This is a genomic window from Streptococcus sp. HMSC067A03 (assembly GCF_001814295.1).
Classification (GTDB): Bacteria; Bacillota; Bacilli; order Lactobacillales; family Streptococcaceae; genus Streptococcus; species Streptococcus constellatus.
On sequence record NZ_KV815679.1, the window covers coordinates 1 to 270 of the forward strand.

General features: G+C 43.0%; 1 protein-coding gene. It reads left to right on the forward strand.

Annotation, left to right across the window (positions count from 1 at the left end):
• Positions 1 to 270 (forward strand): hypothetical protein (locus HMPREF2963_RS09445; RefSeq protein ID WP_222609650.1); only part of this gene is annotated, 270 nt, incomplete at both ends.

Consider the following 270-nt stretch of genomic DNA (forward strand, 5'->3'; position numbering starts at 1 on the left):
GAGGAGCTATCTGAAGTAGAACAACTACGACTACAGGTGCAACTCTTAAAAAGTATCGGAGCTTGGTCAGGCAATCGCAGAGGGTCAGCGGTTCGGTCCTGTTTCGGCGTCAAACGCTCAACTTTCTACCGTTGGAAAGCAAGAGGCAAAAAACTTGAGAAGAGAAACGAGGTTGTAGAAAAAATCGAGCAACTCTGTATGGAACATCATTTTATCTATGGCTATCGTACTATTACACGACTACTTAAGAAAATCCATGGACTAATCGTT